Raw genomic sequence first — 25,295 nt, 5'->3', positions numbered from 1 at the left:
TGGCTGCCTTGCACCCATCGGCGGGTGACGTACCACGAAACTCTGCCACAGCACGGTTCGAAAACAAGACGCAGCCCCCCGGTGGGTGCCTGGGCCGGCCGGCCACCGTACGGCGGCGCCGTAAACGCCGTACCACGTCCCACCGCGTCGGCGCCGGATCGGGGCTGACGCAGGAGGGCCGGAAATGCGGGCCCCTCACCGCGCATCGGCCGGCCGGCAGGTCGGGGAAGGCCGACAGGTCAAGGAAGGCCGACAGGTCAAGGAAGGCCGACAGGTCAAGGAAGGCCGAAAAGGGGGTGTGTGGGAGGGCCTGCGGGTGGTGATCTTGATGGAAAGTGGGGGTTTAGCTGGGGGGATGTGTGAGGAAGGACACGTAGGGTTCCTGGGCCATTTCACATGGTGTTCATATATGGGCAACAGGCGGGAAACGGCGGGTTGACAGCCTCGGCGTTGCGCATCGCGTGTTGTTGCCCGAGATGTCGAAGGGATCGACGTGACCTACAAGGCCGAGTACATCTGGATCGACGGGACTGAGCCGACGGCGCGCCTTCGGTCCAAGACGAAGATTGTCGCGGATGGGGCCGAGCCGCCTACCTGGGGGTTCGACGGGTCCAGCACGAACCAGGCTCCGGGCAAGGCATCCGACTGCGTGCTCAAGCCGGTGTTCGTCTGCCCGGACCCGATCCGCGGCGGGGACGATGTGCTCGTGCTCTCCGAGGTGCTGCTCACGGACATGACGCCGCATCCGACCAACACCCGGGCCAAGCTCACGCCGGTGGCGGAGCGGTACGCGGATCAGGACTCCTGGTTCGGGATCGAGCAGGAGTACACCTTCTTCAAGGACGGGCGGCCGCTGGGCTTCCCGGCGGGCGGGTTCCCGGCGCCGCAGGGGTTCTACTACTGCGGGGTCGGGGCGGACGAGGTGTACGGGCGCGAGATCGTCGAAGCGCACCTGGACGCCTGCCTGGCGGCGGGGCTGGCCATCTCCGGCATCAACGCCGAGGTCATGCCGGGGCAGTGGGAGTTCCAGGTCGGCCCGGCGGGGCCGGTGGCGGTCGCGGACCAGCTCTGGGTGGCGCGGTGGCTGCTGTACCGCATCGCCGAGGAGTTCGAGGTGGCGGCCACGCTCGACCCCAAGCCGGTGAAGGGCGACTGGAACGGCGCGGGCGCGCACACCAACTTCTCCACGCAGGCCATGCGGTCGTCGTACGACGCGATCATCACGGCGTGTGAGGCGCTCGGCGAGAAGGCTCAGGAGCACATCGCGGGGTACGGCGCGGACATCCAGCACCGTCTCACCGGCATGCACGAGACCGCGCCGTGGAGCGAGTACAGCTACGGCGTGTCGAACCGCGGCGCGTCGGTGCGCATCCCGTGGCAGGTCGAGGTGGACAAGCAGGGGTACATCGAGGACCGTCGGCCGAACGCCAACGCCGACCCGTACGTGGTCACCCGGCTGATCGTGGACACCTGCTGCTCGGCCCTGGAGAAGGCCGGCCAGGTCTGACCCGCCGAGGCGTCACAGAGACATGACAGGGGGTGCGGCGCGGCACCCCCTGTCTGCTCGTGTCACGGACGTTTTCTGCTGACGAAGATGTCGTCGATCAGGCCGTACGCCCTGGCCTGCTCGGCGGTGAAGATCTTGTCGCGTTCGATGTCGGCGCGGACGGTCTCGACGGGCCGGTCGGAGTGGCGCGCCACCATTTCCTCCAGCATCGTGCGCAGCCGCACGATCTCCCGTGCCTGGATCTCCAGGTCGCTGGACGAGCCGAAACTGCCGTCCATGGACGGCTGGTGCAGCAGCACGCGTGACCGGGCGAGCGCCGCCCGCTTGCCCCGCGTGCCGGCCGCGAGCAGCACGGCCGCCGCCGACGCCGCCTGGCCGATGCACACCGTCTGGATGTCCGGGCGCACGAACTGCATGGTGTCGTAGATGGCCGCCATCGCGGTGAACGAGCCGCCCGGCGAGTTGATGTAGATGCTGATGTCGCGGTCGGGGTCGAGGGACTCCAGGGTGAGGAGCTGCGCCATCACGTCGTTGGCCGAGGTGTCGTCGATCTGCACGCCGAGGAAGATGATGCGGTCCTCGAAGAGCTTGTTGTACGGGTTCATCTCCTTGACGCCGTACGACGTGCGCTCGGTGAACGTCGGCATGACGTAGCGGCCGTGGATGGGGATCACGTCGGCGTCCTTCATGAGACCGGCCCGGCGGACGGGACGTTGCGGGCGGTCGACACCACGTGGTCGACGAAGCCGTACTCCTTGGCCTCCTCCGCGGTGAACCAGCGGTCGTGGTCGGAGTCGGCCTCGATGCGCTCGACGGGCTGGCCGGTGTGGCGGGCGATGAGGGCGGCCAGGGTCCGCTTGGTGTGGATCATCTGCTCGGCCTGGATCCTGATGTCGGACGCGGTGCCGCCGATGCCGCCGGAGGGCTGGTGCATCATGATGCGGGCCCGCGGCAGGACGTACCGCTTGCCGGGGGTGCCGGCGCAGAGCAGGAACTGGCCCATGGACGCGGCGAGGCCCATGCCGACGGTGGAGATGTCGTTAGGGACATATTCCATCATGTCGTAAATGGCCATGCCGGCGCTCACCGAGCCGCCCGGCGAGTTGATGTAAAGGAAAATGTCGCGCTGCGGGTCCTCGGCCGCGAGGAGCAGCAATTCGCCGCAGATGCGGTTGCCGATTTCGTCGTCCACCTCCTGCCCGAGGAAGATGATGCGTTCTCGCAGCAGCCGCCGGCCGACTGGTTCGTAGGGCACCGCGGGGGCGTAGTCGCTGGTGGTGGTGGCGGTGGAGATGACGCGGCCGGACGGGTGGGGGCGCGGGGAGACGTTCATGGGGCCTGCTTTCCTTCCGGAGGTCGAATGCAGCCTCAACACTTCCAGAAAAAAGGCGCTCACGGCGTCCGTTTCACCGTCGGCACATTTTCGCGGAAAGCGGATTACGCGTCACGCGTATTACGCCCTCGACGTATTTACATTGACATTTATCACGGCCACCGCGACCGTGCCAGCCGCAACGCCGCCTCCAATTCCGCGACCCGGTCGAGCAGGTCCATGACGAGCCCCAGTGAGGCGTAGTTGACGCACAGGCCCGCGTGCAGCCGTTCGATGCGCCCGAGCACGACGAGCTGGGACGGCGCGAACCGCAACTCGGCCCCGCCGAGCGGATCGAGCAGGCCGAGCGCGACCAGGCGCCGCACCTGGTCGGGGTGCAGGCCGCCGGCCCGGGCGAACTGCTCCAGGCTGAGGCCGGGTATGCGGGTGAGCGCGGTGGTCACGGGTTCCTCCTCGGGGTGAAGGACGACACGTCGGCGAGCCGCTCGTACAGCCGCCGCTCCTCGTCGGTGAGCCGCGGGGGCACCATGATCCGCGCCTCGGCGTACAGGTCGCCGGGCGCGCCGCGGGGGTTCGGCAGGCCGCGGCCGCGCAGGCGCAGGCGGCGGCCGGTGGAGGTGCCGGGCGGGACCTTGAGCTTGGCCTCGCCGCCGGGGGTGTCCAGGGCGACGGTGGCGCCGAGCGCGCCCTCCCACGGGGTGAGCGGCAGCGGCACGTACAGGTCGCGGCCCTGCACGCGGTACCGGGGGTCGGAGATCCGGGCGATCAGGTACAGGTCCCCCGGACGCCCGCCGTCGCCCCGGCCGCCCTGCCCGGCGAGGCGGATGCGCTGCCCGTCGGTGACGCCGGGCGGGATGGTGACGTGCAGGGTGCGCGGGCCGCCAGGGCCCCGCAGGGTGACGGCGCGACGGCCCCCGCGGTACGCCTCGTCCACCCCGATGGTGATCTCGGCCTCCTGGTCGGCGCCGGGCACCGGCCCCCAGTTCCCGCCGAACAGGTCCGCGAGATCGACGTCCGGCCCGAAACCCCCGAAGCCGTACCCGAAACCGGGACCGGGACCGGGACCGGGACCGCCGGCGACCCTGCCGCCCGCACCCGTACCTGTCCCGCGTCTCGCACCCGTGCCGGCCCATGCGCCGCGGCCCGCCTGGGCTCTGGTCCACGCCTCGGGGTCGACGTCCTCGGGCACCGAGCGCCAGTCCGGGCCGAACGCGTCGTAGCGGCGCCGCTTGGCGGGGTCGGACAACACGTCCCAGGCCTCGGCGATGTCCTTGAACCGCTCCTCCGCGCCGGGGTCCCTGTTCACGTCGGGGTGGTGGGCGCGGGCCAGCTTGCGGTACGCGCGCTGGATCTCCTCGCGGCTCGCCGTCCGCGGCACCCCGAGGACCTCGTACAGATCGCGCGCCGCCATACGGCCTCACTCCGGCGCCGTGGCGACCAGCACCGTCGCCGGGCGCAACTGCCGGTCCCCCTCGCCGTACCCGGGCCGCACCACCTCGGCCACCGTGCCCGGCGCGGTGCCCTGGGCCGGGACGGTGCCGACGGCCTCGTGCAGGCCGGGGTCGAACGGCACCCCGGCCTCGTCGTTACGGGGGTAGCCGAGCCGTTCAAGCAACGCCACGGCCTGGTCGCGCACCGTACGCACCCCTTCGATGAGGTTGCCGGGGTCGGCGCCGGCGTGCCGCAGCGCGAGGTCGAGGTTGTCGACGACGGGCAGCCACTCGCGTACGGCACGCGCCCGTTCCTCGGCGCGGACCCGCTCGGCGTCCCGGGCGACACGTTTGCGCATGTTGTCGAGGTCGGCGACGGCCCGCAGCCACTTGTCCTCCAGATCGGCGAGCCTGGCCGCCGCGCTCTGGACGTCGGCCGGTCCCCCGTCGGCCGGCGTCTCGGCGCGCCCGGGAGGCACCTCCCCCGGCGCCGGTGTCCGCTCCTCGTCGTATCCGCTCATGTTCACTCCTCGGTGAACTCGGCGTCGATGACGTCCTCCTCGTCGCCGCGCCCCGCCCGCGCCCCGGCCTCCGGGCGGCCCGGCGCGGGCTCCTGCGCCGGGCGCGCCGCGGCGAGGCCGTGGGCGATCTGCTGCAGCTCGGAGGTGAGGTCGCGCAGCCGCTCCACCGGCGCCTCCTCCTTGACGGCCTGGCGGGCGTCGGCGACGAGCTGTTCGGCGCGGGCCTTCTCGTGCACCGGCACCGCGTCGCCGAGCTCCGACAGCCGCCGCTCCACCTGGTAGGCCGCCGAGTCGAGCATGTTGCGCGCGTCGATGGCCTCACGCAGCCGGGCGTCCTCGGCCCGGTGCCGCTCGGCGTCGCGCATCATGCGGTCGATCTCGGACTTGTCCAGGTTGGAGCTCTCGCTGATCGTGATGCGCTGCTCACCGCCGGTGTCCTTGTCCTTGGCGGTGACGTTGAGTATGCCGCTGGCGTCCACGTCGAACGTCACCTCGATCTGCGGCTCCCCGCGCCGCCCCGGGCGGATGTTCTCCAGCCGGAACCGCCCGAGCGCCCGGTTGTCGGCCGCGCGTTCCCGCTCCCCCTGCAGCACCACCACGTCCACGGCGGACTGGTCGTCCTCGGCGGTGCTGAACGTCTCGGTGCGGCGCGCCGGGATGGTGGTGTTGCGCTCCAGGACCTTGGTCATGACGCCGCCGAGCGTCTCCACGCCGAGCGACAGCGGCGTGACGTCCAGCAGCAGGACGTCCTTGACCTCGCCCTTCAGCACCCCGGCCTGGATGGCGGCGCCGTCGGCCACCACCTCGTCGGGGTTGACCGTCATGTTCGGCTCCTTGCCGCCGGTGAGGCGGCGCACCAGCTCCTGCACCGCGGGCATGCGGGTGGCGCCGCCGACGAGGATGACCTCGTCGATGTCGTCGGGCGACAGCTTGGCGTCCGCCATGGCCTGCCGCACCGGCTCCCTGGTGCGCTCCACCAGGTCGTGGGTGATCTCCTCGAACGTCGAGCGCATGAGGGTGGTGCCGAGGTGTTTCGGCCCGTTGGCGTCGGCGGTGACGAACGGCAGGCTGATCGTGGTCTGCGTGACGGACGACAACTCGACCTTGGCCTTCTCCGCGGCCTCGAACAGCCGTTGCAGCGCCTGCGGGTCGCGGCGCAGGTCGATGCCCTCCTGCCGCTGGAACTCGTCGGCGAGGTGGTCGACCACGCGCCGGTCGAAGTCGTCACCGCCGAGGTGGGTGTCCCCGGCGGTGGAGCGCACCTCGATCACGCCCTCGCCGATGTCCAGCACGCTGACGTCGAACGTGCCGCCACCGAGGTCGTACACCAGCACGGTCTCGGCGCCCTTGCGGTCCAGGCCGTACGCCAGGGCGGCCGCGGTGGGCTCGTTGATGATCCGCAGCACCTCAAGGCCCGCGATGCGTCCGGCGTCCCTGGTGGCGTGGCGCTGGGCGTCGTTGAAGTACGCGGGCACCGTGACGACCGCCTCGGTGATCTTCTCGCCGAGGAACTTGGCGGCGTCGCCGACCAGCTTGCGCAGCACCATCGCGGAGATCTCCTCCGGCGCGTACAGCTTGTCGCCGACCCTGAACCGGACCGCGTCGTCCGGGCCCGGCACCACGTCGAACGACACCGCGTTGATCTCGCTGCGCACCTCGTCGAACCGGCGGCCGACGAACCGCTTGGCGGAGTAGATGGTGCCCTTCGGATTGAGGATGGCCTGGCGGCGGGCGAGCTGCCCGACCAGGCGCTCGCCGGCCGGGGTGAAGGCGACCACCGACGGGGTGGTGCGTTCCCCTTCGGCGTTGGGAATCACGGTGGGCTGCCCCTGTTCCGTGATCGCGATGACCGAGTTCGTGGTGCCGAGGTCGATGCCTACTGCCTTGGCCATGATCGTCGTCTCCCCGCCGGATCCTCGCCGGCCCGCGCACGAACCGGCCCACCCTTTACGACACTGGACCTCCGCCACCGGGCCCACATCCTCAATCCGGGTAGTTGTACCGTGGAGGAAGACGCAGGTGAGCCGGGCTCCCCCCGCGGAAACGAACCCCACACGCCGGGGGGAGACATGCGTGGACGTGAGTCCGAATGGCGGATCGTCGAGCGGCTGCTGTGCGCGGTCTCCGGCGGCACGGGGGGCACGCTGCTGATCGAGGGCGAGCCGGGGACGGGCAGGAGCCTGCTGCTCGCGGAGGCCGCCGCCCAGGCCGCGCGCCGTGGGGTGCTGCCGGTCACCGGGGGCGCGGAAGAAGTAGGGCAGTTCATCCCGCTCGCTCCGCTTTTCATGGCGCTCGGGGAGCCGCCGTGTGCCGTGTGGCCCGAGACTTCCGATCCGCGGTTGTGGCTGCTTGAGCAACTGCGGACCGCGCTGGAGAAGCGGGCCGCGACCCGGCCCGTGGTGGTCGTGCTCGACGATCTGCAGTGGGCCGACACCGCCACGCTGGCGGCGCTGCGCACGTTGCAGTGGGAGGTGGCGCCGGCGCCGGTGGCGTGGATCCTCGCCAGGGCCACCGGAGGGTGCGGGGACGAGGCGGAGCGGCTGTTCGACGTGCTCGCACGGCACGGCGCGCGGCGGGTGCCGCTCGGGCCGCTGCGCGGGGACGCGGTGGCCGAGGTCGCGGCGGACGTGCTCGGGGCGGTGCCGCAGCCGGACCTGCTGGCGCTGGCCGAGGGTGCGGGCGGGAACGCGTTCCTACTGTCGGAGCTGCTGGCCGGGCTGCGCGAGGAGGACGCCGTGGACATCCGCGGCGGGCGGGCCGGGCTGCGGCGTGCCGAGCCGCCGAGGCGGGTGCGCGACGCCGTACGGCACCGGCTGGCCGGGCTGCGGCAGGAGACGCGGCATCTGGTGGAGGCGTCGGCGGTGCTCGGGCGGTCGTTCGGCGCGGAGGACGCGGCCGAGCTGCTCGGGACGTCCCCCGCCGCGCTGCTGCCCGCGTTCGAGGAGGCGGTGGGGGCGGGCATCCTCACGGCCGGCGAGGACGAGCTGGAGTTCCGGCAGGAGCTGGTGTGGCGGACCGTCGTGGCGGCCATCCCGTCGCCGGTGCGGCACGCGCTGCACCACCAGATCGGGAAGATCCTGCTCGACCGGGGCGGGTCGCCGGTGCGGGCGGCCGGGCACCTGATGGAGGGGTCGCGGCCCGGGGACCCGCGGACGCTCAACGGGCTGGACCAGGCGGTGACCGAGGCGCTGGCCACGTCGCCGAACGCCGCGGCCGAGCTGGCCGAGCAGGCGGTGCGGCTCAGCGACCTCGCCGACCCGGGGCGCCTGGCGCGGGTGGTGACCGCGATCCACGCGATGACGGAGGCGGGACGGCTCGCGGCGGCCGGGGATCTCGCGCGGTCGGCGCTGACACGGCCGGTGCCCGGGGCGGCGGCGGCCGAGCTGCGGCGGGCGTTGTCCGGGGTGCTGCTGCTGCGGGGGCAGGTGGACGAGGCGGCGGCGGAGGCGGAGACGGCGCTCGCTGAGCCCGGGTTGCCGGGAGGTGCGCGGTCTCGTGCGGTACCGGCGTCGTTGCGTGCCCTGGCGGAGTTGCCGGACCTCGGGCGGGCGGGGCGGCGGGCGGAGGAGGTGCTCGCCGGGGCGGAGCACGGGGAGGCGGTGCGGGCCCTGGCTCTGGTGGTGCTGGCCCGGGTGCGGTGGAACTCGGGGCGGCTCGCCGAAGGGGTGGGGTTGGCGCGGGAGGCGGTACGGCTGGCCGCCGGAGGGTCTGTGGCCGTGCGGCGGGCGCATCCCCGGCTGGTGCTGGCGCCGATGCTTGTGGCGGCCGGGTTGCTGGACGAGGCGGCGCGGGTCGCGCGGGAGGCCGGGGAGGAGGTGGAGGCGCTCGACCACGGGGTGCGGGCGCCGTGCCCCTTGCTGGTGCGGGCGAGGGTCGCGCTGGCGTGTGGTGACAGCAAGGAGGCGGTGACGCTGGCGCGGGCGGGGCTGGAGCGGGCCGAGTCTTTGGGGGCGCTGTTGTTCGTGCCCCGGGCCGCCGTCGTGCTGGGGACGGTGGCGCTGCGGCGAGGGGACCTGCGTACCGCGTCGTCGTACGCCGGCGGGTCGTTGATGTCGGTCAAGGTGGTGGAGGCCGGGGAGGGCGGGCCGGCGGCGCTGGCTTCGGCGCGGCCGGTGTTCGACGCCTTGCGGGACGGCCCTGGGGTGCTGGCGGCGGACCCTTCGGATGCCGCTTGGCTGGTGCGGCTGGCGTTGTCCTGCGGGGATCGGGGGGCCGCGGAGGTCGTGGTGCGGGCGGCCGGGCGGCTGGCTTCCTCGGGGTTTCCCGCGGTCCGGGCGGCTGCTTCGCATGCCCGGGGGGTGCTGGAGGGGGATGCGGCTGTTCTGGCGCGGGCCGCTGAGGTCGCGCCGGATCCCTGGGTGCGGGCCTCGGCTGTCGAGGATCTCGGGGTGGTGTTGTCCAGGGATGATCGGGGTGGGGCTGTCCGGGCCTTCGATCGGGCGCTCGGGCTGTTCGACGCCACTGGGGCCACGCGGGACGCGGCCCGGATCCGGCGGCGGCTGCGGCGGCTCGGGGTACGGCATCGGCACTGGACGACCGCCGAGCGGCCCGTCACCGGGTGGGAGAGTCTCACGGACACCGAGCGGATGGTGTCGTCCCTGGTCACTCAGGGGTGGACGAATCGCCAGGTCGCCGAGCAGATGTTCATCAGCCCCCACACGGTCGCCTTCCACCTGCGGCAGATCTTCCGCAAGCTCGCCATCTCGTCGCGGGTGGAACTCACCCGGCTCGCTCTGGAGGCGGGCCACCGCACGGCGGCGCCGGATTCGCCGTACCGGATCCCGCCGTACCGGCGCCGGAAGGAAGGAGCCTGACGGGGGACGTGGGGCCCCGCCGAGCGTGCCGGCGCGGCGTCCGGCGCGACAGCCCGGGGGGCAGGGGCGAGCGGGTGTGGGGCTGAGGCGGGGTCAGGCGGAGGTGCGGTGGTGGGTGGCGTAGGGGGTCAGGAAGCTGGCCCAGACCAGTTTTCCTTGGGTGGGGAGAAGGCACCAGCCCCAGGAGGAGCACAGGGTGTCTATCAGCCACAGGCCGCGGCCGGATTCGGCGAAGTGGTCGGCGGTGGTGAGGATCGGCGGGTGGTCGGCGGGGTCCAGGACGGCGCAGACCAGGTGGGTGGAGCGGTGGAGGAGGCGGAGGCCTTCGGGGGGGCCGGCGTGGCGGAGTGCGTTGGTCACCAGCTCTGAGACGACCAGGCGGGCGTCGGCGGAGAGGTCGTCCAGGCCCCAGCCGGCCAGGGTTTCCGCGGTGAAGTCCCTGGCCTCTTTCACGGGGGCGGCGGTCTGGCCCAGTTCCCGCAGTTCGGCGCCGGTGGGGCTGGAGAGAGCTACCTCCACCGAAGGGAGCAGCCACCAGGGGGCCTCGCCCCGTACGACTGCCTGCCGGCGTACCGGTTGTGCGGCCATCACGTCCTCGTTACGTCGTGTTCCCGCGCGGGCGCGCAGATGACGCTGGAGAAGTTAATCTTTCTGCACGCACGAGGCATATGCAAGAACATCTGCACGTGCAAAACTATAACTTTCCAGGCAGAACACCGGTATAGGCCCCAATACGCGCTTTAGCACTCCTGAGAAGTAAGAGGCTCTATGGGGTGGTCGCCGGGCCCAGCGGGGCCTCAGGATTGAACATCGACGACTTACCCAATCATGTTCCAGGGAGCGACCCGCATGGCCATGCCGCTCGGTCAGGACGGCACACCGGACATCCACCTACTCGGCCGCCAAGGAGGCGGTCCGACGGCGCTCCGCATCCTGCTCGGCGCGCAGCTTCGCCGGCTGCGCACCACCCGGGGCATCACCCGCGAGCAGGCGGGCCACGCCATCCGGGCCTCCGAGGCGAAGATCAGCAGGCTGGAGCTCGGCCGGGTGGGCTTCAAGGACCGTGACGTGGCCGACCTGCTCACCCTGTACGGCGTCGGCGAGTCCGCCGAGCGGGACGTGTTCCTCGGGCTGGCCCGGCAGGCCAACGCGCCCGGCTGGTGGCACAAGTACAGCGACCTGCTGCCCACGTGGTTCGAGCTGTACGTCGGCCTCGAGGAGGCCGCGTCGATCATCCGCACCTACGAGATCCAGTTCGTGCCCGGCCTGCTGCAGACCCCCGACTACGCCCGCGCGGTCATCCAGCTCGGCCACTGCTCCGCCTCCGATGACGAGATGACCCGCCGGGTGGATCTGCGCATGGCCCGCCAGGAGCGGGTCACCGCGCCCACCGGCCCTAAGCTCTGGGCCCTGGTGGACGAGGCCGCGCTGCGCCGCCCGCTCGGCGGCCCCGGCGTCATGCGGGCGCAGGTGGAGCACCTGCTGGAGATGACGCGTCGGCCCAACGTCACCGTGCAGGTCGTGCCGTTCGGGCAGGGCGGCCACTCGGCGGCGGGCGGGCCGTTCAGCATCCTGCGCTTCCATGAGGGCGACCTGCCGGACGTGGTGTACATGGAGCAGCTCACCAGCGCCCTGTACCTCGACAAGCGCGAGGAGACCGACCCGTACATGAAGGTGATGGACCACCTGTGCGTGGAGGCGGCCACCGTCACCGAGTCGCGGCGGCTGCTCGAGTCGCTGCTCGATGTGTACTGACTTTCCCGGCAGGGACCTGGGACGTCCCGCGGGCGCTGTTCCGGGACGGCGTCCGCGGGCGCATACCCGGCTGATTGCCGGGCACGGAATCGGAAGGAGAGAGGAAAACGCAGCTCAGAGGAGTGACTCATGCTTCAGGGCAAGACGATCGCCTTCCTGGTGGCGCCGCAGGGGGTGGAGCAGGTCGAGCTCACCGAACCGTGGCGGGCCGTCGAGCAGGCGGGCGGCACCCCGCGGCTGGTCTCCACGCACCCAGGCCGCGTGCAGGCGTTCAACCATCTCGACCGGGGTGACACCTTCGAGGTGGACACCACGGTCCGCGACAGCGGCCCCGCCGACTACGACGGGCTCGTGCTGCCCGGCGGCGTCGCCAACCCCGACTTCCTGCGGATGGACGACGAGGCCGTGCGCTTCGTGCGCGGGTTCTTCGACGCGGGCAAGCCGGTCGCCGCGATCTGCCACGCGCCGTGGACGCTCATCGAGGCCGGTGTGGTCGGGGACCGTGCGATCACCTCGTGGCCGAGCCTGAGGACCGACCTGACCAACGCCGGGGCGGCCTGGGCCGACCAGGAGGTCATGGTGTGCGCCAACGGGCCGAACAAGCTGATCACCAGCCGCAAGCCCGACGACCTCAAGGCGTTCTGCCAGGCCCTGGTCGACGCCTTCGAGGACTGATCCGTCGGGGCAGAGCGTCGCGGACGGGAATACCACACTTCGTTGTGAGCACCATCGGTGTCTGCCATGCTGTCCGCCATCAAGCGCCGCAGATGGGCGAGTCGCCTGGCACGAAAGATCTAGACATGACCGACGTGTTCACACTCGGAGAGGCTCTCGGCATCATCACCGCCGAGCGCATCCGCCACGACATGGAGGTTCGCCTCGACATCGGCGGCCCGGAGCTCACCACCGCCGTCGGGCTCGCCCGGCTGGGTCACGCGGCGACCTGGCTCGGCCGGGTCGGCGCGGACGAGCTCGGCGCCCGGATCGTCACCGTGCTGCGCGGGGAGGGCATCGACACCTCCCACGTGCAGACCGATCCCGGCGCCTCGACCGGGCTCGCCATGAGGCAACGCCGCATCGGCAGGGCGGGGCACGTCGTGCACTACCGCGGCGGGTCGGCGGGGTCGCGACTCGGCCCCGGCGACGTGCCCGCGCGCGCCGTGCAGTCCGCCAAGATCCTGCACGTCACCGGCATCACGCCCGCGCTCAGCGGCACCGCGTGGAGCGCCGCCCACCACGCGGTGAAGCTGGCGCGGGACGCCGGCCTCGCCGTGTCCGTGGACGTGAACTACCGTCCGCAGCTCTGGGTGGACCGCCAGGAGGCCGTCGAGGCCCTCAACGAGCTCGCGACCGGCGCCGACGTGCTTTTCGCGAACCAGGACGAGTTGCAGCTCATCGAGCCGGCCATTGGAACGGTCCGTGAGCTGGTCGTCACCCGCGGCGGCAAGGGCGCCAGCTCCACCGTCAACGGCATGCGTTACGACGCCCAGGCCGCCCCCGTGACGGTCGCCGACCCCGCGGGCGCCGGCGGCGCCTTCGTCGCCGGCTACCTCAGCGGCGTGCTGGAAGAGCTCCACCCCACCGACCGCCTCCGCCGCGGCTGCGCCCTGGCCGCCTTCACCGTGGCCAGCCAGAGCAACTGGCAGGGACTGCCCACCCGCGCCGAGCTGCCGCCGCTGACCTTCTGAGACCGCCGGGCCGCCGCCGCCCCTCAGGTGGCGGGCAGGTGCCGCACCCGGGAGTGGGCGGGATCGTAGAGCGGGCCCTCGGCGATCGTGGCGGAGGTCCAGGTGCCGTTGACCCCCACCTCGACGTGGCCGTCCGCGGTAACCGGCAGGTAGGCGTACGCGATGGAGCGGTCGACGCGGTGGCCGTAGCCGCCGCTGGTGACGCGGGAGGCGGAGCGGCCGTTCAGGCGGACGGGTTCGCCGCCGAGGCAGATCCGGCGGGGGTCGTCCAGGACCAGGCAGTGGAGGGTCTCGGCCGGCGGGGTGAGGGCCTGGCAGCCGAGGAAGTCCTTGTTCGCGGAGACGGCGAAGGACAGGCCGGCTTCGCGCGGGGTGGTCTCGGGGGTGATGTCGAGGCCCCAGACGCGGTAGCCCTTCTCCAGGCGCAGCGAGTCGAGGGCGCGGTAGCCGGCGGGGCGCATGCCGTGGGGGGTGCCGGCCTCCATGAGGGTGTCCCAGAGGGTGAGGCCGTACTCGGAGGGGCAGTACAGCTCCCAGCCGAACTCGCCGGCGAAGGTGACGCGCTGCGCCAGCACGGGGACGTACCCGACGGTGATCTCGCGGGCACGCATGTAGCCGAAGGTGAGGTCGTCCGCGGTGAGCTCCGACAGGATGGCAAGCGCCTTCGGGCCCCACAGGCAGTAGCACGCGTACGCGGAGGTGACGTCGCGGACGTCGAGGCCGTGGCGGCGCAGCCAGGCGGCGTCGTGCACGCCGAACGCCGTGCCGGTGACGACGCGGAAACGGTCAGGGCCGAGGCGCGTGACGGTGACGTCGGCCTCGATGCCGCCGCGTTCGTTGAGCATCTGGGTGTAGACGACCGTGCCCACGGGGCGGTCGAGGTCACCCGCGCACAGGTGCTGGAGTGCGGCGAGGCCGGTGACCTCCAGCTTGGCGAACGACGTCTGGTCGAACAGGCCGGCGGCGTCCCGGGTGGCGAGGCACTCGGCGCGCACGGCGGGCGACCAGTGTTTCCCCGCCCACCCGGCGGGACGGAACCGCTCGCCGTCACCGTCGAGGGCGCTCCCAGGGGAACCGTCGCCGGGCAGATCGAACCAGTTGACCCGCTCCCAGCCCGCCTTCTCGCCGAACTCGGCGCCGAGCTCGCGGTGGCGGGGCCAGGCGGGTGAGCGGCGCAGCGGGCGGGCGGCGGTGCGTTCCTCGCCGGGATACACGATGTCGTAGTACTTGCTGTAGGAGTCGACGGCCTTGGCCCTGGCCCAGCGGGCGCCGCGGGCGTGGGCGCCGAAGCGGCGGATGTCCATGCCGAACACGTCGTACTCGGGGGCGCCGTCGACGATCCACTCGGCCATGACCTTGCCCACGCCCCCGGCCGCCGCGAGGCCGTGCACGCAGAACCCCGCCGCGACCCAGAGCCCGGCCACCGAGGTCTCCCCCAGCAGGAACTCGCCGTCCGGGGTGAACGCCTCGGGCCCGTGCACGACCTTGGCGAACGCCTCGGGCCGCTCCCCGCCGGGGACGACCCCGGCCAGCGCGGGCACCCGCCGCCGGGCGGACTCCCACGACTCGCCGAACTTCGCCATGTCGGGCGCGAACAGGGTGCGCGGGTCGGTCAGCGGCGCGGCGGTGTCCCACACCTCCGGCGTGCGGATGTACCCGCCCACCAGGATGCCGCCGCCCTCCTCCCGGAAGTACACGATGTTGTCCGGGTCCCGCACGGTCGGCGTGGACGCCGGCACGTCGAACGGCGGCGTCACGACGTACTGGTGCTTGATCGGCACGATGGGCACGTCCACCCCGGCGAGCCGCCCCACCCGGCCGGCCGCCGCGCCCGCGGCGTTCACCACGGTGCCGGTGCGCACGAACTCCTCCCCCGCCCGCACCCCGGTGACCCGCCCGTCGCGGACCTCCACCCCGGTGACCTCGGCCCCGGTGACGATTCGCACGCCGAGCTTCTCCGCCCCTGCCGCGAGGGCCCGCACCAGCCCGGCCGGGTCGAGCCAGCCGTCCCCGGGCAGCCACAACGCCGACCGCACGTCGGCGATCTCCAGCAGCGGCAGCATGTCCCGCGCGGCGGGCCCGGACAGCAGTTCCATGTCGAGGCCGTACGTCTCGGCGGCGCCCGCCTGCCGCAGCAGTTCCTCGTGCCGTTCCGGGGTGGTGGCGAGGCGGAGGCCGCCCACTCCGTGCCAGCCTGGATCCAGGCCGGTCAGCTCGGCCAGTTCGGGGTACAAACCCGCTGAGTACATGATCATGCGGGTCTGGGTGACGGTGGAGCGGAGCTGACCGACGAAACCGGCCGAGTGCCATGTCGTGCCCTCGGTCAGGTCGTGCCGTTCCAGCAGCACGACGTCGGTCCAGCCGAGCCGGGCCAGGTGGTACGCGACGCTGCACCCGGCGACGCCGCCGCCGATCACCACGGCCCGTGCCTCGGCAGGAAGTTGCACCATCTCTACTCCCCTGTAACAACCCACCCGGAAAATCGGATCATTGGTCTGAAGGTAGACCAAAGGAGGCGCGGCGTGCCAGATGTGCTCGGCCCTGCCCTGGAGCTGGTAGCTGCCTGGGCCGGCCGGCCGGTGTCCCATACCCAGATCAAGGGCGGACTGAGCCACCACATCGTCCGCGTCGAGACGGAGGCGGGCGACCGCTGGCTGCTGCGGGTGCTCGACCCCCGCGTGTCCGCCGCCGGGCTCGGCATCCCGCTCGATCTGGAGATCGTCAACACGGTCCGCGCCGCCGGCACGGGGGTCGGCGCGGACGTGCTGCTGCGGCTGCCAGGGGCCGTGCTGCTGGAGTACATCGAGGGCACCACGCTGGACGCCGCGGCCGTGCGCGACCCCGCCATGGCCGAGGGCATCGCCGCGGCCTGCCGCCGCCTGCACGCCGGGCCGGCGTTCGCCTCCGACTTCTCGATCTTCCGCAAGCAGGAGGAGCTGCTGGCGATCTGCCGCGCCCACGGGCTGAAGATCCCCCCGGGGTACGAGGACTGGCTGCCGCCGGTGGCCGAGATCGAGGCGGCCCTCGCCGTCCACCGGCCGGCGTCCGTGCCGTGCCACAACGACCTGCTGCCGGAGAACTTCATCTTCGACGGCACGGCGGTCCGCATCGTCGACTACCAGCTCTCCGGGAACAACGACCCGGCGTTCGAGCTCGGGGACATCGCCGCCGAGGCGGACTACGACCCGGACATGGTGGCGCGCCTGACCCGCGCCTACTACGGCGACGAACGGCCGGCCGCCCGGGTCCGGCTGTACCTGATCATGTCCAACCTGACGTGGACGCTCTGGTTCAGCGTCCACCACGGCCTGCTCGCCGAGCAGGCGGCCGCGGCGGAGTTCGACTACGACGCCGAGGCCGCCGACAAGTTCGCGCAGGCCGTGCGCGACCTGTCCGACCCCGGGTTCGGCGCCCTCATCGACCGCGTGCGGAGCGGGTGACCTCCCCGCACCGGCGAACCATCCCCAACCGTCCCCTTCTCCGTCACACCAGCACCACCCGCACACACCGTGCATCCAAGGAGAGCTGATGGCTCAGCAGTCTTCCCTCGACGACGACGCCCAACGCCTCGCCGAACTCGGGTACAAACAGGAGCTCTCTCGTACCTGGAGCGGCTTCTCCAACTTCGCGATCTCCTTCTCGATCATCTCGATCCTGGCCGGCTGCTTCACGACGTTCGGCCAGGCGTGGAACAACGGCGGCCCCCTGGCCATCTCGGTCGGCTGGCCGCTGATCTCGGCGTTCATCCTCATCATCGGCTTCTGCATGTCGGAGCTGGTCTCGGCGTATCCCACCGCGGGCGGCATCTACTGGTGGGCGGCCAAGCTCGGCCGTCCCGTCCACGGGTGGTTCACCGGGTGGCTCAACCTCATCGGCCTGATCGCGGTGACCGCGTCGGTGGACTACGGCTGCGCGACGTTCCTCAACATCACGATCGGCCGGTTCAGCGACTCGTGGGCGCAGGGCGACGCGCTCAAGCAGACGTTCGTGCTGTTCGCGGTGGTGCTGGTCCTGCACGCGCTGATCAACATCTTCAGCCACCGGCTGATCTCGATCCTGCAGAACGTCTCGGTGTGGTGGCACGTGTTCGGCGCGGCCGTCGTGGTGCTCATCCTGATCTTCGGGCCCGCCCAGCACCAGAGCGTCGGCTTCCTGTTCGAGACCTTCAACAACTCCGGGTTCGGTGACGGCGCGTCCGGTGCCACGTTCTGGCTGTACGTGCTGCCGCTCGGCTTCCTGCTCACGCAGTACACGATCACCGGGTTCGACGCGTGCGCCCACGTGTCGGAGGAGACGCACGGCGCGGCGACCAGCGCGGCCAAGGGCCTGTGGCGGTCGATCTTCTACTCGGCGATCGGCGGCTGGATCCTGCTGCTGGCGTTCCTGTTCGCCGCGACCGACGTGGACGCGGTGAACAAGGAGTTCGGCTTCGTCGGCGCGATCTTCACCTCGTCGCTGACGCCGGGGCTCGCCACGGTGATCTTCGGCATCTCGACCATCGGGCAGTTCTTCTGCGGCATGAGCTGCGTCACCTCGATGTCCCGCATGACGTACGCCTTCTCGCGGGATGGCGCGGTGCCCGGGTGGCGGCTGTGGTCGAAGGTCGACAGGAACCGCACGCCGGTCAACGCGATCATCGCGGGCTGCGCCGTGGCCCTGCTGATCACCCTGCCCGCGCTGTACGCCCCTCCCGGGAGCGCCACGCCGGTCGCGTTCCTCGCGGTGGTGTCGATCGCGGTGATCGGGCTCTACCTGGCGTTCCTCATCCCGATCTGGCTGCGGCTGCGGATGGGCGACGCGTTCCGGCCCGGCCCGTGGACGCTCGGGGGCAAGTACAAGGTGCTCGGCTGGATCGCGGTGGTCGAGATCGTGATCATCTCGATCTACTTCATCCTGCCGATCTCGCCCGCCGGGGTGCCGGGCAACCCTGACTTCACCTGGACGTCGGTGAACTACGCGCCGATCGCGGTGGGCGCCGTGCTGATCGGCATCGGGCTGTGGTGGACGTTGTCGGCCCGGCACTGGTTCACCGGGCCGCGCCGCAACATCGACGAGGTGCCCGCCGACAAGGCGGAACCGGTTCTCTGACCGGCTCGGGCCGCGGCTCCGGACGTCCGGAGCCGCGGTTCCTTGCTCGCCGCCGGCGTCAGGCCGTGGCCTCGAAGGCCTCGGCGACGGCCCGGCGGACCTCGTCGAAGCCGGGCGGCTGCGGGAGCTCGCGGGCCAGGGAGGTCATGTCGACCTCCGGCATGCCGCACGCCACCGCGAAGCCCCACGGCGTGAGGTCGCCGTCCACGTTGAGGGCGAAGCCGTGGCTGGTGACGCCGCGGGACGCCCGCATGCCGATCGAGACGATCTTGCGGGAGCTGCCGGTGGTCCACACGCCGGTGAGCAGCTCCGACCCCGGCGGGGTCTCGCGGCGCTCGGCGGAGAGGCCGAGCTTGCCGAGGGACTCCACCATGCGCAGCTCCACCTCGCGCACGTAGTCGACCACACCCTCGTCGGCACGGAGCTTGACGATCATGTAGCCGACGAGCTGGCCGGGACCGTGGTAGGTGAGCTGACCGCCCCGGCCGGTGGGGACCACGGGGATGCCGTGCGAGGGATCAGGCAGGTGCTCCTCGAGGGTGCGCTTGCCGATCGTGTACACCTGGGGGTGGCTGAGCAGCCACAACGTGTCGGGTATCTCATCGCGCTGCCGGGCCCCGACCAGCTCCGCCATGCGCTCCATGGCCGCCTCGTAGTCCACCAGGTCGTCCTGGATGAGGGCCAGCGGGCGGGCGCGGAGGTTTCGTTCGGTCACGTCTCCGAGGATACGTCCGACGAATCGATGACCGCCGCCGGGCGCTCAGTAACGGCCGTACGACGCACCGGCGGGGGCCTTGGGGATCATCATCCACATGACCAGGTAGATGATGATCTGGGGACCGGGCAGGATGCAGGAGAGAATGAAGATCAGCCGGACCAGGGTCGGCGGCATGTGCCACTTCTCGGCGAGGCCCCCACAGACACCCGCGATGATCTTGTGTTCTCGTGATCGGTACATGATCTTTCCCCCGTCTCCTCTCGTCTGTCATTACTCCCAACGATCGTTGCCACTGCCCCGTTCCGGCGGGGGCATTCGTCTTTGCCGCGCCCCCGGCGGGGCCGCCACGCCGCGTGACCGGGCACCCTTTAGGGTGGCAATCCCCTGACCATGGAGAGCAAAGTGGACCTGCACACCCTGCAGGCGCAACGGCGCCTGCTCGTCCGTCAGAAGATCACCATGATGGTGAACCGCTATGTGGTGCATCTGGTGAATCCCGACGACACCGAGGGGCCGATGGTCGCCTTCGCCGAGCAGAAGCGGATGGCGTTCAAGGAGCAGGTGACGCTGTACACCGACGAGTCGCGGCAGTACGTGCTGGCGGGCTTCAAGGCCCGCAAGGTGCTGGACCTCGGCAGCGGGTACGACGTCGTGGACGGCACCGGGCAGCCGATCGGGTTCTTCCGCAAGGAGTTCGGCGCGTCGTTGCTGCGTTCCACCTGGCACCTCCAGCAGCCGGGCCTGCCGACCTTCACCGGGCAGGAGCGGAACATGGTGGTCGCCGTCCTGCGCCGCTTCGTGGACTCGCTGTCGTGGCTGCCGTACCACTTCGACTTCGGGGTGGGGGCGCAGATCGGCTTCTCGGTGGACCGTCAGTGGGGCCTGCGCGACCGCTACGCCGTGGACATCAACGACCCGCGGCTGGACCGGCGCCTCGTCATCGCGATGGCCGTGGCTCTCGACGCTCTGCAGGCCCGCTGACGTTCAGCACCAGCCAGGCGCCCCAGCCGACGATCAGCACGGCCCAGTACGAGATGAGCCGGTAGATCGCCACCACGGCCGCCGCCGCGGGCAACGCGAGCCCCGCGCCCGCGAACGTCGCCGCCATGCCGATCTCGGTGACCCCGAGCCCGCCCGGCAGCAACGCGAGCACCCCCGCGGCCTTGGCGGCCACGTAGCCGAGCAGCACCGTGTGCGCCCCCACCGAGACCCCGGTGGCGGCGCACACGGCGGCGAGACACGCGATGTCGAGCAGCCAGTTGAGCAGGGCCAGCGCGGGGAGCACGAGGCGGTCGCGCCGGGTCAGCGTGAGGGCGGACCGGGCGGCGCGGACCGCGTCGAGCATGGCGGTGAGCCGGGGGCCGTGCTCGGACGGCCGGTGGTGACGCTCCGGCAGGAACACCACCCCGAGCGCCAGCACGGAACCGGCGCCCGCGAACACCCACATCGCGGTGGGACGGGTGGCGGGCTCGGCGAGCAGGGCGACGACCCCGAGCGCCAGGAACGTCATGGTGGAGAACACCGAGGTCAGCACGAGCGTCGCCGCGATCACCGCCGGCGGCGCCCCCAGCCGCCGGAACTGCCGCGTCGTGTAGGCGACGCTGAGGATCTGCCCGCCCGGCAGCGAACTGGACACCGCGTTGCGCGCGTACGTGACCGCCATCGCCCGCGGCAGGCTCAGGTGGGTGCCGCCCACGACCAGCAGATGCCGCAGCAGCGTCGCGAACGCCCGCATCGACGCGGCCTCGGCCGCCACGGCGGCGGCCAGCCAGAGCGGGTTCGCCCCGGTGACCAGTTCCCAGACCTCTGCCGGCGCGGGCAGCTTGTCCCGGAGGAGCACCACCGCGCAGACGACCGCGCCGAACGCCGCGACCTTCGCCAGCACGCGCCCGTACCCGCGTACCGGCCGCGCCAGATCGGGGGGATCGGCGGGCTCAGCCACCGCCACGTCCTGACCCGACATCGTCACCTCCTCCACCTGAGGAGCATGACGTCCCCGAGCCACCTGAAGTACTGCCCGGTTCCAACCATTTTGCGGGGACAAGACTTCCGGTTTCCCGCAACTTTCCCCGCGTGACCTGGGAGGCACGCGGGGAAAGGGCGAGTCGCGTCGTGCTAGGCCTGTTTTCCGCACGAACCCGAATGTCCCTGGTCAGGTGTTCTGTGATATCCGGGTGCGGCGAGTGATCCGTGCAGGTCGTCGAGGGCGATGTGCGGAAAACGGGGCTAGGCACCGACGGCCACGACGGGCTCGGAGCCGCGTGCCGCCGCCGGGCGGGGACGGCGGGCCGGGACGAGGAGCAGGAGCACGCCCGCGAGAGCCCAGCAGCCGAGGACGGTGAGCGGGGCGGCCAGGGCGGCGCCGTCGAAGTGGACGACGTTGCGGATGAGTTCGCCGCCCGGGCCCACGGGGAGGACCTTGCCGACGGCCGCGTACCACTCGGGCACGAAGTCGGCGCCGAGCGGGCCGCCGCCGGCCGGGAGGCCGATGGGGATGAACAGCAGCGCGGCCAGACCCGCACCCGCGGGGCCCACCAGGCGGAGGAGGCCCGCGACCACGAGCGCGACGGTGAGGACGAGGACGGCGGAGGACAGGACCAGCGCCGTGAACGCGCCGGGAAGGGCCCCGAGCACGGTGTCCGCCAGCCAGGCGTTGCCCAGGGCGGCGGTGACGGCGCCGAGGAGCAGCACACCCGCGCGGGCCGGCGCGCCGAGGGCCGGCGCCACCTGGGAGAGGAGGACGGCGAGGCCGATGCCCGGGAGCACCAGGGCGAGGGCGTAGAACATGCCGGCGATGCCACCGGAGTCGCCGGGCGGGAGCGGGACGGCGTCCTCGACGGTGAGGGTGGCGCCCTGGGCCTTGGCGACGTTCTGGAAGACGGTGGTCAGGACCGCCGCGGCGGTGCGGCCGGCGGCGCTCGCGACCGTCAGCTTGGCGGCGGCCGGGTCGATGACGCCGTCCACGTCGCGGCCGAGGAGGGCGGCGCGTGCCGCCGCGGCCGTGGGATAAGCGGTGAGGTCGATGGCCCCGGGCCGGGCCTTGGACAGGGCGGCACCCAGCCGGTCCGCGACCGCCTGCGGCCCGACGACCCCGACGGGGACGTGGTGGGGTTCCGGGGCGTGCAGCGCGCCGAGGAAGGACGCGACGAACAGCATCCCGAGGACGGTGGCTCCGAACACGGCGCCGATGATCTTTCGCATTTTCATCACCCGTTGACTTCATCAGTGTTGAGTTCAACATAGATGAATTCACCGTGGTTGAATAGAGGTCTTCCGGAGGGAGATCCATGACCGAGCACCCCACCAGAGGCAGCGGCCGCCGTCCCGGCACGTCACAGACCCGGGAGGCCATCCTGGACGCCGCCATGGAGTCCTTCACCCAGAAGGGCTACACGACCACCACCGTCCGAGGAGTGGCCCGCGAAGCCGGAGTGGACCCCGCCCTGGTCATCCACTTCTTCGGCACCAAGGACGGCCTGTTCGACGCCGCCGTCCGCACCCGAGGCGTCCCCCTCCGCCGCCTCTCAGAGGTCGTCCCAGGCGACCCCGACCACCTGGGCGAACGCCTGGTCCACCGCTACCTCACCCTGTGGGAGGACCCGGAAACCGCCCCCCGCCTCCACGCCATCCTCCACGCCGCGGCAGCCTCAGAAGCCGCCGCCACCCTCGTGCGAACCTTCCTCACCGAGGAGGTCCTCCGCCCCATAGCCAAGACCCTGGCCGCCGACCACGCCGAAACCCGCGCCATCCTGGCCGGCTCCAGCCTCATCGGCCTGGCCATGGTCAGATACATCCTGAAGGTGGAAGCCCTCGCCCTCCTCCCCAAGGAAACCGTGATCAAAGCCGCCGCTCCCGCCGTCCAGCGCTACCTGACCGCCCCTCTGGACCTCCCCTAACCCCACCACCCACCCGCGGGCCACAACCGGCACCAGGGACGGGGGTGAGGTGGGCGGACAGGAACGCGGACAGGTCTCGGGGCGGGTCGGTTCTCGGGAGGACACGCAGGGCGGAGGACAGGTGGGTCGCTATAGGAGGCCAAGCCAGGTGGCCAGGGACAGGAAATCCACAGGCGACCGGAGGGCAGCAACGTGGCAAAGCCCCAAGGGTGAACTGCGCACCTGCGTACGACTAGGTGGGGTTAGCCGTCAACCAGCGAGACAGGAGCGCGCATCGCAGCCGCGACGTGACGTGCAGCGGACTGAAGCTGTTCCTCGAAGCTCGCCGACCAATGGAGCGGCGCATAGCCGACTTTCGGGTTTCGCTGGGCGAAAAGCACCTGAGCGTCAGAGGTGAGAACGATGCCATGCACGACGGCGATGCCGGGGAGAACCGTTCCTCCCAATGGCACCGGTTCTATCCAGGCGCCGTCCCGTCCCCGGCTCAGACGGAGCGGATCGCGCTCGAGTGCGATGTGAAAACTCCTGGATTCACTCCAGGTCGTCGGGGCCAAGCTGATGTTCAGCGAGTTGTCAGGTGTGTACTCGAGATCGACGAAGCGGAACTTCTGCTCGAGGTTCCGGCCCATCTCGAGGTTGCCCAGATCACGGAGAGTTGCACTGATCCCGGCGTCTATCGGGACGTCATCGATTCGCGTACGAAGTGAAAGGGCGCCATCCAAAGGCCAAGGCGGCATGACCTCCAGCGCTCCTGAGTCGACGAACCACCCGTCTCGCTCCTGGCCGGTGCAGGCGAGCCGTGTGAGTTCGCCAGCAACGGGCTCCGCCCCCCGAGACCGAGCGATCCTGGCGGTCTGGAGGAGAAGTAGCCGGCATTGCTGGCGCTGCCAGGCGTCAGACTTTCGTTCCATTTGCCGCCGGAGCGCGTCCAGGCACGCATCCCTGATCTCCGCGGGAAGGATGTCCTTGGTCAACTGGTCTAGCAGAGCACACGAGCCATGGGTTCATCAAAGCAGCCGAGAGCGGCAGCGACAGGCGACCCCACATAAACCATTTGATGTTGGAACGACGCGATGAGTGCATGACACACTTCCAGTCCAAATCCAGGAAGGTCGCGCATACGTCTTCTAGACATCTCGTCTTGGACGAAGGCGGCGTACTCCCGCACGACGTCCCAGTCGGACGTGCGGCCCTGTTCGCCTTTATCGCAAGGCCGTACACGATTTCGCGTTCGGTCCGATCGGGTACGGAACGGCCATCATGACGGCGTAGGACCTCATGGGCACGTCTTCTCGTCACAGGGTCGATCTCGGGATCTTGGGCTACGCGTTCCAGCAACATGATCGTGGAGCGATCAGCTTCGAACCGGTTGAGGCCCCGTGCGACGTACCGCAGACACGGCAGATCTTCGCGGGTGTCGAGCACCTTGTTACCGAAGTCCACGAGAGCTGTCTGCACCTCACGAGTGTTGTATCGGGCCAATGCGTCGATGAATCTGCCCTTCAACTCCCACTTCGCCAGTCCTTCCGTCAGAACGGGCACTACGTGGGGGGCATCGGCGACGTCGCCCCCGTTCTCCAAGCCAAGGAAGGCGGAAGCCACGCTGCTGGCCGCGTCCTGCGTCAATTGAGCGTCCTTGCCGATCCTGCTTCCCGCCATGTCCTCGGCGCCGGGACGCAGGTTGGGCACGGGAGTGCCACGCAGTGCCTCGATGACCAGCGGAAGCAGGATAGGAAGTTGCTCACGCAGTACGTAGGTGACCGCCCACGTCTGTGCCATGTAGATGTCGTTGAACCTTTTGCGGTCCAGGATCCTGAGAAACTCGCCGAAAATCGTCCTGAGCAGGTCTTCATCGCGATGATGGTGGGCCAGACGTATCAGCATCGACAAGATGGACCATCCGCACTCGCGTTCCGACCTACGACACACAGACATCGCCGACGTGTGCCGGTCCTCGGAGTCGTAGACGACGCGGGCCATGGAGAAACAGTCGAGCATGTCGTGGGCCAGGCGTAGCGTCGGCTCTCTGAAGTCGCTCAGCAGACTGTCGGGTGCTCGCTCCAGCACGAGACGCTCATCCTTCAGTTTCTTAACGGCGTGCTGGAAAATCTGAACAGGCAAGTGTGCCCTGGTCTCCACGGCGCGCCGAGTTATCTCGTAGTTCAGTTCATTCAGCTGCAGTTCCGCGAGAGCCTGAATGATCGCCCGTTTGCGAGGACCTGCGGAATCAGGAAGTGCTCCGCCTTCGCTTTCCGCGTCGCGGAACAGCCGCATGAGAAAGCTGATGTCGGTCCGTGGAATGATCCCCCACTTCTCGCGCCGCCGGATGGCGAAGTCGAGGAAGAAGGGTGTCCGTAGCAGCTTGTTCTCGGAGGCGTCGGGCAGCAGATGCGACACCATGCCGCTGTCCAGTTCCTCCACCTCGCGCACCGCGAACGGGAGGCGCTCCTTGTAGGCCGAATCCCAGACGTCGTTGCGGCAGGTGAGCACCAGCCGGCCTGCGACGGAGAGGTGTAACAGCATATCCACGGTGCGCGAGTGGTCC

General features: G+C 70.8%; 23 protein-coding genes. 9 read left to right on the top strand and 14 right to left on the bottom strand.

From position 1 onward, the window contains the following. The first annotated feature begins 493 nt into the window (after positions 1-493). Positions 494-1,507 (top strand): glutamine synthetase, encoded by a 1,014-nt coding sequence (glnII, locus tag ABGB17_RS02940; RefSeq protein WP_347626123.1) that lies wholly within the window; start codon positions 494-496, stop codon positions 1,505-1,507. Between the two features lie 62 nt (positions 1,508-1,569). Here glnII and ABGB17_RS02935 read toward each other — a convergent pair whose 3' ends face one another. The 6 genes from ABGB17_RS02935 to dnaK form a co-directional block, all read right to left on the bottom strand. Continuing rightward, the gene (locus ABGB17_RS02935; protein WP_347626122.1) at positions 1,570-2,196 is read right to left on the bottom strand and encodes an ATP-dependent Clp protease proteolytic subunit; all 627 of its coding nucleotides are present in this window, start codon (positions 2,194-2,196) and stop codon (positions 1,570-1,572) included. Beyond that, on the bottom strand, positions 2,193-2,840 hold the full coding sequence (locus tag ABGB17_RS02930) for an ATP-dependent Clp protease proteolytic subunit (protein WP_347626121.1): 648 nt from the start codon (positions 2,838-2,840) through the stop codon (positions 2,193-2,195). The genes ABGB17_RS02935 and ABGB17_RS02930 overlap by 4 nt, the downstream gene beginning before the upstream one ends. A 152-nt stretch (positions 2,841-2,992) precedes the next feature. Beyond that, positions 2,993-3,283: a chaperone modulator CbpM gene (locus ABGB17_RS02925; protein ID WP_347626120.1), complete on the bottom strand. Its 291-nt coding sequence runs from the start codon at positions 3,281-3,283 to the stop codon at positions 2,993-2,995. Next, positions 3,280-4,251 (bottom strand): DnaJ C-terminal domain-containing protein, encoded by a 972-nt coding sequence (locus ABGB17_RS02920; RefSeq protein WP_347626119.1) that lies wholly within the window; start codon positions 4,249-4,251, stop codon positions 3,280-3,282. The genes ABGB17_RS02925 and ABGB17_RS02920 overlap by 4 nt, the downstream gene beginning before the upstream one ends. 6 nt (positions 4,252-4,257) lie before the next feature. Next, positions 4,258-4,791 (bottom strand): nucleotide exchange factor GrpE, encoded by a 534-nt coding sequence (locus ABGB17_RS02915; protein ID WP_347626118.1) that lies wholly within the window; start codon positions 4,789-4,791, stop codon positions 4,258-4,260. 2 nt (positions 4,792-4,793) lie between these two features. Then, positions 4,794-6,683 (bottom strand): molecular chaperone DnaK, encoded by a 1,890-nt coding sequence (gene dnaK / locus ABGB17_RS02910; RefSeq protein ID WP_347626117.1) that lies wholly within the window; start codon positions 6,681-6,683, stop codon positions 4,794-4,796. Positions 6,684-6,860: 177 nt separating this feature from the next. On the opposite strand from dnaK, the gene ABGB17_RS02905 reads away from it, so the two are divergent. Then, positions 6,861-9,605, top strand: coding sequence for an AAA family ATPase (locus ABGB17_RS02905; protein ID WP_347626116.1), 2,745 nt, complete (start codon positions 6,861-6,863; stop codon positions 9,603-9,605). A 93-nt stretch (positions 9,606-9,698) separates the two neighbouring features. Here the strand turns inward: ABGB17_RS02905 and ABGB17_RS02900 are convergent, their stop codons facing one another. Next, on the bottom strand, positions 9,699-10,193 hold the full coding sequence (locus ABGB17_RS02900; protein WP_347626115.1) for an ATP-binding protein: 495 nt from the start codon (positions 10,191-10,193) through the stop codon (positions 9,699-9,701). Positions 10,194-10,460: 267 nt separating this feature from the next. Here ABGB17_RS02900 and ABGB17_RS02895 point away from each other — a divergent pair, with 267 nt between their 5' ends. The 3 genes from ABGB17_RS02895 to ABGB17_RS02885 all read left to right on the top strand — a co-directional run bounded on the left by ABGB17_RS02895 (position 10,461) and on the right by ABGB17_RS02885 (position 13,048). Beyond that, positions 10,461-11,360, top strand: coding sequence for a helix-turn-helix transcriptional regulator (locus tag ABGB17_RS02895; RefSeq protein WP_347626320.1), 900 nt, complete (start codon positions 10,461-10,463; stop codon positions 11,358-11,360). A gap of 129 nt (positions 11,361-11,489) precedes the next feature. Beyond that, positions 11,490-12,035 carry a type 1 glutamine amidotransferase domain-containing protein gene (locus ABGB17_RS02890; RefSeq protein ID WP_347626114.1) on the top strand — a complete coding sequence of 182 codons (546 nt, stop codon included), beginning with the start codon at positions 11,490-11,492 and terminating at the stop codon, positions 12,033-12,035. Positions 12,036-12,160: 125 nt separating this feature from the next. Beyond that, complete coding sequence (locus ABGB17_RS02885; RefSeq protein ID WP_347626113.1) at positions 12,161-13,048, top strand: sugar kinase; 888 nt, start codon at positions 12,161-12,163, stop codon at positions 13,046-13,048. Between the two features lie 23 nt (positions 13,049-13,071). Here the strand turns inward: ABGB17_RS02885 and ABGB17_RS02880 are convergent, their stop codons facing one another. After that, positions 13,072-15,498, bottom strand: a complete 2,427-nt coding sequence (locus ABGB17_RS02880; protein ID WP_347626112.1) for an FAD-dependent oxidoreductase — start codon at positions 15,496-15,498, stop codon at positions 13,072-13,074. 72 nt (positions 15,499-15,570) lie between these two features. Here ABGB17_RS02880 and ABGB17_RS02875 point away from each other — a divergent pair, with 72 nt between their 5' ends. After that, entirely contained in the window at positions 15,571-16,488 is a 918-nt protein-coding gene (locus tag ABGB17_RS02875; RefSeq protein ID WP_347626111.1) for a phosphotransferase, read from the top strand. 88 nt (positions 16,489-16,576) lie between these two features. Beyond that, positions 16,577-18,136 carry an amino acid permease gene (locus tag ABGB17_RS02870; RefSeq protein WP_347626110.1) on the top strand — a complete coding sequence of 520 codons (1,560 nt, stop codon included), beginning with the start codon at positions 16,577-16,579 and terminating at the stop codon, positions 18,134-18,136. Between the two features lie 58 nt (positions 18,137-18,194). Here ABGB17_RS02870 and lipB read toward each other — a convergent pair whose 3' ends face one another. Both lipB and ABGB17_RS02860 read right to left on the bottom strand, forming a co-directional pair. Beyond that, positions 18,195-18,851 carry a lipoyl(octanoyl) transferase LipB gene (gene lipB / locus ABGB17_RS02865; protein WP_347626109.1) on the bottom strand — a complete coding sequence of 219 codons (657 nt, stop codon included), beginning with the start codon at positions 18,849-18,851 and terminating at the stop codon, positions 18,195-18,197. Between the two features lie 45 nt (positions 18,852-18,896). After that, positions 18,897-19,094: a PspC domain-containing protein gene (locus tag ABGB17_RS02860; RefSeq protein ID WP_347626108.1), complete on the bottom strand. Its 198-nt coding sequence runs from the start codon at positions 19,092-19,094 to the stop codon at positions 18,897-18,899. A gap of 150 nt (positions 19,095-19,244) precedes the next feature. Here ABGB17_RS02860 and ABGB17_RS02855 point away from each other — a divergent pair, with 150 nt between their 5' ends. Beyond that, on the top strand, positions 19,245-19,835 hold the full coding sequence (locus ABGB17_RS02855; protein WP_347626107.1) for a hypothetical protein: 591 nt from the start codon (positions 19,245-19,247) through the stop codon (positions 19,833-19,835). Here the strand turns inward: ABGB17_RS02855 and ABGB17_RS02850 are convergent. Both ABGB17_RS02850 and ABGB17_RS02845 read right to left on the bottom strand, forming a co-directional pair. Beyond that, complete coding sequence (locus ABGB17_RS02850; protein ID WP_347626106.1) at positions 19,792-20,817, bottom strand: YbhN family protein; 1,026 nt, start codon at positions 20,815-20,817, stop codon at positions 19,792-19,794. The two genes, ABGB17_RS02855 and ABGB17_RS02850, sit on opposite strands and share 44 nt — an antisense overlap. Positions 20,818-21,080: 263 nt before the next feature. Then, positions 21,081-22,055: a hypothetical protein gene (locus ABGB17_RS02845; RefSeq protein WP_347626105.1), complete on the bottom strand. Its 975-nt coding sequence runs from the start codon at positions 22,053-22,055 to the stop codon at positions 21,081-21,083. Positions 22,056-22,141: 86 nt separating this feature from the next. Here ABGB17_RS02845 and ABGB17_RS02840 point away from each other — a divergent pair, with 86 nt between their 5' ends. Continuing rightward, positions 22,142-22,750 carry a TetR family transcriptional regulator gene (locus ABGB17_RS02840; RefSeq protein ID WP_347626104.1) on the top strand — a complete coding sequence of 203 codons (609 nt, stop codon included), beginning with the start codon at positions 22,142-22,144 and terminating at the stop codon, positions 22,748-22,750. A 242-nt stretch (positions 22,751-22,992) separates the two neighbouring features. Here ABGB17_RS02840 and ABGB17_RS02835 read toward each other — a convergent pair whose 3' ends face one another. Beyond that, positions 22,993-23,487 (bottom strand): hypothetical protein, encoded by a 495-nt coding sequence (locus ABGB17_RS02835; RefSeq protein ID WP_347626103.1) that lies wholly within the window; start codon positions 23,485-23,487, stop codon positions 22,993-22,995. Positions 23,488-23,644: 157 nt separating this feature from the next. Continuing rightward, positions 23,645-25,279 (bottom strand): hypothetical protein, encoded by a 1,635-nt coding sequence (locus tag ABGB17_RS02830; RefSeq protein WP_347626102.1) that lies wholly within the window; start codon positions 25,277-25,279, stop codon positions 23,645-23,647. Positions 25,280-25,295 lie beyond the last annotated feature (16 nt).

Origin of the sequence: Sphaerisporangium sp. B11E5 (assembly GCF_039871875.1) — a bacterium.
In the GTDB taxonomy this organism is placed as follows: Bacteria; Actinomycetota; Actinomycetes; order Streptosporangiales; family Streptosporangiaceae; genus Sphaerisporangium.
This window is presented reverse-complemented; position numbering and strand designations above follow the sequence as displayed.